The sequence below is a fragment of the Rivularia sp. UHCC 0363 genome, from assembly GCF_034931125.1.
GTDB lineage: Bacteria > Cyanobacteriota > Cyanobacteriia > Cyanobacteriales > Nostocaceae > Rivularia.
This window is the reverse complement of sequence record NZ_JAYGHM010000038.1, coordinates 52676-59661: the sequence shown is the minus strand read 5'-3', so window position 1 is coordinate 59661 and position 6986 is coordinate 52676. Positions and strand designations below refer to the sequence as shown.

The window sequence follows — 6986 nt, the reverse complement described above, 5'->3', positions numbered from 1 at the left end:
CTCCCAACTCCCAACTCCTAACTCCTAACTATGCCCCATACTCAATCCAAAATCCAAAATCTAAAATCTAAAATCTAAAATTCCCATGACTCAATTAAACGGAAATCTCAACGGTAACGGCTCCCGGCAAACCCTACTTCCTGGGTTGCCAAAAACTCCCCAAGATTCGATTCCTCAGAAAAACGAGAAGTCAAAGGTTTCGGAGTTTGACCAAGCTGTAATTTTGCGGCGATCGCCAGTATTTTCACGAGCAGCGCTGTGGAGTATTTTAGGTGTAACTGTTTTTACAATTACCTGGGCGTATTTTTCTCGAATCGATCAAGCCGTCCCCGCTCAAGGAAAGTTAGAACCCCAAGGAGCAGTTAGGGAAGTACAGGTTCCTGTAAATGGTGTGGTGAAAGAGGTCTTTGTTAAGGACGGAGACCGCGTAAAACAAGGAGACTTGTTGTTGCGTCTCGACCAGACTGGTGCTGAAGCGGAATTGGTTTCTGCAAAAAATATTCGTCAAGCTTTGATGCAGGAAAATCAATTTTATCGCAGTTTATTCAGGAGTTCGGGTTTACCACAAGCCGCTGCGATTGAAGTACCGCGAGAAATGGCAAATTTGGCTCAAAGCCGTGCAACTTTATTAAAAGAAAATCAATTTTATCGAGTCCTGTTAACTGGAAATAGTAATGGTGCAAATCTTTCCCCAGAAGAGCGATTACGTTTATTTTCCACTCAAGAAGAATTAAGATCCCAAGGCGCTCAAATTAAACTAGAACAAGGTCAGTTAGAACAACAATTAGCACAAAATAAAGAAAAACTTGATAATTCTAGAAACGTTCTGAGCATCAACCAAGGTATTCTCAACGATTTAGAACCATTGTACAGAGAAGGTGCGATCGCTCGCTTGCAATACCTCCAACAAAAGCAGGAAGTTAGCAACCGTCGGAGTGAAGTTGCTCAACTCAGCCAAGAAATACAGCGGTTAAGATTAGCTATTGCTCAATCCGGTCAGCAGTTGCAAAATGCCCTGTCAACTTCTACTAAAGATATATTGACTCAAATTGCAGACAACGATAAACGTATTTCTGAAATCGATAGTCAAATTAATAAATCGATTGTCGAAAATGAAAAGCGAATTATCGAACTCGACGGTCAAATCAAGCAAGCTTCATTAACTAGAGAATACCAAGTTGTCAAAGCCCCAGTAGATGGAATCGTGTTTGACATGAAAGCCAGCAATCCCGGTTATGTAGCTAATACTACCGAACCTGTGCTGAAAGTAGTACCGCAACAATCGCTGATGGCGGAAATTTTCATAACCAACCAAGATATCGGGTTTGTTAAAGAAGGAATGCCTGTTGACGTTAGATTTGAAAGCTATAATTTCAGTGAATTTGGCGACATTAAAGGTAAACTGGTATCTATTGGTAAAGATGCTTTACCGCCAGATGAAATTCACCCCTACTATCGTTTCCCGGCAAAAGTTGAGCTAGATCGACAAACTTTGGAAGCGAACGGAAAACAATTAGCTCTGCAATCGGGTATGTCTGTTAGTGCCAACATTAAGGTTAGAGACAGAAGCATTATGAGTATATTTACGGATAAATTTACTCAAACAGTCGAAAGCGTCAAAACTGTCAGATAAATCCCTTAAGCGTCAGATTGTTTGACTTAAAATCCAGCAGAAACCTTTCATCGAATTTTAGATTTTAAATTTTTGATTTTGGATTGAATATAGTCCTTTTCGATTGAGCGAACTATGCAATAAACCTTACCGCTCTCCTGATTTATGGCTACCGTATACACACATCTTTTAGTATCGCCCAAAATCTCCCTTTTTAAGAAGGACTTGAACTGCGATTTTCCCCTTCTCAAGGGGAGTTTTAACTGTTTCCCAGGCTCAGTCTGGGAACCCATGACCCAAAAAAACCACTTCAAACTCCCGGATTTATCCCTGGATTAGACCAAAAAGGAAGCCCCTAAATTTTGTTTATGGGGAATTAATTACGCAGACCGAATTACGAATTATACTCACCCTGCTGCAAGACAGTAAGGTGAAAATTTGCGATCGCAAATTATGAGCAATTAATAAACTTTCTATAAAGAAATAAAATATGTATGTTTCTTTACTTACTTTTCATTTTTTTGGATTATCGTGTATAAGTAAGTCTAATCAGTTAGTGTTCCCAAACCTTGTGTCAGTCAAGAAAAATTGAAATCAGTAAGTGTAAGAAAGTAGTCTTGTTAATGGTAGAAAATAAAGAATTTATTAATTTCTATCAAAAAAGCAATATTTTATGTTCTCCTTCTAACACGCACTCAATGAAAAATTTTTCATTCGTGTTTACACAACATTTCCGGAGGACGAGCAAAATATACTGTATTGCAGTATTGCAGCTTACTAAAACTCGGACGAGTTGAAATCGTAAGTAAAACCTTCTATGTCAGACTTGTAAACTGATGCAGAATAGTAGGTTGATGTTTTCGTACCCTATTTATAAAAAACGGCTATTAGTTTGGTTTTTAAGGAAATTTTGGAAGTTTTCTTAATTTCGTGCAACCTAAATCAGGTTTTTAAATCTTCTAGGATGAAATCGCCCTCAACTATTTTTGAATGCATCCATCCTAAGACACATATTTACACCAATACTAACAAAAGGTTGATAAAAATGTCTAGTTCTACACAAGTTAACGTCGTCAACGCTGAAAACCAAATCTTTGGTACTGCATCTCTGAATTTTGATAACGATGCTAATTATAAAATAACCCTCTCTCCCTTCGAGCAAAATCCTCAATACAATTTTGCTTACATCATTGACATATCGGACAGCATGAGCGGAAAGCCCCTTGAAGCAGCTAAAAATGCCTATATTAGTTTAACAAACTCGTTAATTGATAGCGGTATTGCAGATGTCAGTCAATTTGCAGTAATTCCTTTTGGAACTGAAGCATTTCTCAACGCACCGCTGAATGCAACAGAGGCAATCTCAGCAATTGAAGGTTTATCTGTAAGTGGTTTTACTAATTTTAATGCAGCCCTTGAAAAAGCAAATCAGTTCTTTTCTACAGTACCACCCGGAGCAGTTAATACAGCCTATTTTCTTTCTGATGGGTTTTCAACTACAGGAGGAAGCTTTAATAAAGCAGCGAAAGCGCTACAAGGATTAGCTAACGTTCAAGCTTACGGTTTGGGTGCAGCAAATATCTTCGAGTTGAGGATTGTAGATTCAGACCAGCCTACAATAGTTTCTGATGCTTCACAACTAGCCGGTGAATTTGCTGATTCCATACTTTCTCGGAATGATATTTTTAAGATTGATATTCTTTTAGATGGCAAGATTGTTGAAACAATTAAACCCGAACAATTGAGAAAAAGTCCTACTGGGCTAACTTTTGAAGGTTCCATTGACGGATTAAATTCCCAGGATGAGCAAAATAAGCTGACTGCTGAGATCTTTTATATAAACGAACTCCCTAACACTACAGTTGATTTAGTTGTACAAACTCCACAAATTCTTCCACAATCAGAAATTGGTAATGTTGATGTCCCCGTCAAGGTTGAAGATATTTCCAATGCTGAAAGTGATATTGGAACCAACACTGATAAACTTGCAGTTAATTTATCTTCACCAGCTATCGAGGAGATTGAGTCGGATCGAATTGATGGAAGCATTTCCAGTTCTGATGACAATGAGACATCCGGAATTACCCTTCCCGTTGGAGAAACCCCAATTAGCGATCGGGTTGAGTTAAACGAATTGACTCTGAATCCATTGGTATCTGCTGCAACTTTTGAAAATAACCAACCAGAATATAGCATTGCGGTAATCGAAAACGATGATGTCGTACAAAACTCGCAAAGTGTTCCCCAATATGCACAAAATATCCTTGATGGGAATTTACTCAACTTAGAATCATTTACGGGTGATATAGCAATAACTTTTACTGTAGATAGGGAAGCAGAATTTGATAATACTGTAGGTTTTTACAAAATCGAAGACGCAGAAGGAACCATTACCGACCCTATTACAGGAAACAAAGTCAAACCCGGTGATGATAATTATGCACAAGTAGCAGTGCAGCTTCACGAACCAGAGTTGGAACTTAGCGTAAACAATCTCAGTTCCACTACTATCCAAGACTCCCTATCGGGAGGATATCTCTACGCTCCTTTCATCATCACTGAGGGGAATATTGATACTCTCGAAGGAGACTTCAGCCAAGTTTATTTCTCCTTCGCTCCAGCAAACTCTGATGGAGTAGAGCATATTCGCTCGTTAGGAAACAACACCTTGGGTTTTGAAGACTTATCTAATGGTGGCGATCGCGATTTCAACGATATAGTTATCCTTGTGAAATCATAACCGTTTAATTTCGATCTCCTAATAAAACTGTATCCATAACCCTCCTCGCTAATCTGGGGAGGGTACCTTTTCTGCTCAAATGACCGTTCCTATTCCTGATAGAGATATAAAACCGGATAAGTATTCTTGCCAACACAATAATCTTATTTTTACCTTTAATATAAAACTGCTTGCATATAAATACTGATAATAAATCGGCAAGCATGATTATTTTAGAAATATAAACTCAAAAATATGAACAAAACTGTACAAATTCAGGAATTAGCGATCGCGATTACAGCTAAATTGAATCCCAGTGTTGTGAACCTTGATTTTTTGAAATACAGCAACATTATCTCATCCGATTGGGAACTAGCACGTCCTCCAGTGTATACAAAAAATTTGACGCAGCTGGTGTTTCAAAATGGAATTGCAATTGTCGTACAACCGAACCGGATAGTTTTTGCCGAAGCTGTTGACAAAAAAGATATCCAAGAAGCAATTATTGCTCAATTAGCGATAAAATATATAGAAAAGCTACCGAATGTAGAATATCAAGCTGTAGGAATTAATCCTAAAGGTTTTGTCACTTTTACAGAATCAAATGGTGCTGCTAACTATTTATTGAAAAATCTGTTAGCTTCGGGAGAATGGCGAGAATTTGGTAAAACACCTGTAAAAGCTGCAATTCAATTAGCCTACACCTTAGAAGATTCTCAACTGAATTTAACTATTAATGAAGGATTGCTAAAATTAGCAGAAAACTCTCTTCCAGCAGTATTATTTTCTGGCAACTTTAACTACGATATTGCCGGTAACAACCAAGAAGAAAGAATACGAGATTTGCATAGAATACTTCAGAACTGGAACAACAACTTGGAGACTTATCAAAAACTAATTAACGACAAATTTTTATCCGCTCGATTTGATGACAAAAACATTATTCCCTTCGGTGTTCCTATCTCTCCATCAATCTAAAATACGATCGCGATTGCAACACAAATTATTAATATTGTCAGAGTCACGGTTCCCTATTATCTTATAATTTTTCTTCAATTTCTTGGCTTAAGCAATTTCACGGTTATCAGATAAAATATTTACTAGATATAAAAGGATGTGTACCATTTTAAAAATGGTATCAGCTAGGATGTCCTATCTACTGTACTTAAACGAGCTATGACTGTTACGCTGACTAAATACCCTACAGCATTGTTGAATAAAATTGGCTCCTATGTTTGCCAAGCAGTTATTTATATTCAGCAACAGCAACCAGAACTACTGCTCGATAAGTACAAAAGTATATCTTGGGTTGATAATAGCAATCAATCACGTTTAAAAACAAAGTTAATTGAGGCAATTGGTAGCGCTGATGATTGGGAATCCTTGATTGCTAGAATGGAAGTTTTTATTAAAGCTTTACTGGTACCCTCAGCGACGAACACACCTGTTTTAATCAAATTACAAGAAAAAATACGCCAGTTTAATCCGAATCTTTCCGAGTCGAAAACTTCCGATCATCAAAAAAAATCTAATATTCAAACAACCTCTGAAGAAGAACAATCTCCAAACCAGCAAGATATTAATACACCGATTGAATCGTTACCCCCGACAAATGAGTTAAAAATTTCGGAGAATCAACAAGATATAAATTTAACTACTAAACAAGTTACTGATACTCCTGATAATCAACAGCAAACGGGAATAGCAGTATTACTTTTAGACGCAGAAAACATTCAAATTACTCCTGAAACAGAACAGTTTTTAACAACAGTTTGTCATCACGATATTCAAATTAAAACTGCTTTTGCAAACTGGCAAAGTATGGGTAAAAAGGACATCGAATTTCATCAACGTGGTTACGACTTAATTCATGTTCCTCGTGGTAAAGATAATGCCGACGGAAAAATGATTGCTTTTGGTTCAACAATTGACCAACATTACCCGAAAGTAAAAGAAGTTTTGGTATGTTCATCAGATACGGTGATGACTAATTTATGTAACCATCTGCAACAAAAAGGATTAACCGTTTATCAAGTTAGTCAAAAAGAAAGCAATTTAACTGTATTTAATAGTAAAACCAATGAAACCCAAACGCATACGATTTTCCCTTCCATAGAACAACTTTTATCTCAGATTAAAGATATAGTTACACAACAAGTTGCTCAGACATCAAATCAATGGGTAAAACTCTCTCAAATCTGTAAAATATTTAAAGAAAAGTATAGCTTTAGTGTTAATAAAGTAGTATCTCATCACCTTCCTGGTAAAAATGTCAAAAATATTTTTATCAACAAACCAGAATTTGTGATTCATCAAATATCCGAGCATCCAGAAGTTTATATTACTTTGTTCAAGATGCCCACTGACGAAAACCCAGACCATCAAATATTGACCTTTGAGAATAAATCGAGTTTAGAACAAGCAATAGTTAGAATTATTACTCAATTGGTAGGTACAACCCCGAATAATTATATTCCGATCCACACTGTAGGCGAAAGATTTAACAAACAGTATGGTAAAGGAATAACTAAAATCCTCAAAGAATTAAGCCTGACCCGTAACTTTGTTAATTTCTTACAGTCGTGTAACTTTGTCGAACTCAAGAAAACAGGTAATATATGGCAAGTAGCTCTTAGAGTTAGGAATTAGGAGTTA

At 36.8% G+C, this 6986-nt stretch carries 4 protein-coding genes; all 4 read left to right on the top strand.

Features of this window, described 5'->3' with window-relative positions; translation table 11 throughout:
- Nucleotides 1-85: 85 nt before the first annotated feature.
- The 4 genes from VB797_RS20895 to VB797_RS20880 all read left to right on the top strand — a co-directional run bounded on the left by VB797_RS20895 (nt 86) and on the right by VB797_RS20880 (nt 6980).
- Nucleotides 86-1633 carry an HlyD family efflux transporter periplasmic adaptor subunit gene (locus VB797_RS20895; RefSeq protein ID WP_323239663.1) on the top strand — a complete coding sequence of 516 codons (1548 nt, stop codon included), beginning with the start codon at nt 86-88 and terminating at the stop codon, nt 1631-1633.
- A gap of 1024 nt (nt 1634-2657) precedes the next feature.
- Nucleotides 2658-4352, top strand: coding sequence for a DUF4114 domain-containing protein (locus tag VB797_RS20890; RefSeq protein ID WP_323239662.1), 1695 nt, complete (start codon nt 2658-2660; stop codon nt 4350-4352).
- Between the two features lie 234 nt (nt 4353-4586).
- Nucleotides 4587-5309 (top strand): hypothetical protein, encoded by a 723-nt coding sequence (locus tag VB797_RS20885; protein ID WP_323239661.1) that lies wholly within the window; start codon nt 4587-4589, stop codon nt 5307-5309.
- Nucleotides 5310-5507: 198 nt separating this feature from the next.
- The gene (locus VB797_RS20880) at nt 5508-6980 is read left to right on the top strand and encodes an NYN domain-containing protein (RefSeq protein WP_323239660.1); all 1473 of its coding nucleotides are present in this window, start codon (nt 5508-5510) and stop codon (nt 6978-6980) included.
- The last annotated feature ends 6 nt before the right edge of the window (nt 6981-6986 follow it).

Bases quoted from the DNA above. Each gene is read 5' to 3' on its own strand.
- VB797_RS20880 (WP_323239660.1), top strand. From the start codon at position 5,508: ATGACTGTTACGCTGACTAAATACCCTACAGCATTGTTGAATAAAATT.
- VB797_RS20895 (WP_323239663.1), top strand. From the start codon at position 86: ATGACTCAATTAAACGGAAATCTCAACGGTAACGGCTCCCGGCAAACC.
- VB797_RS20885 (WP_323239661.1), top strand. From the start codon at position 4,587: ATGAACAAAACTGTACAAATTCAGGAATTAGCGATCGCGATTACAGCT.
- VB797_RS20890 (WP_323239662.1), top strand. From the start codon at position 2,658: ATGTCTAGTTCTACACAAGTTAACGTCGTCAACGCTGAAAACCAAATC.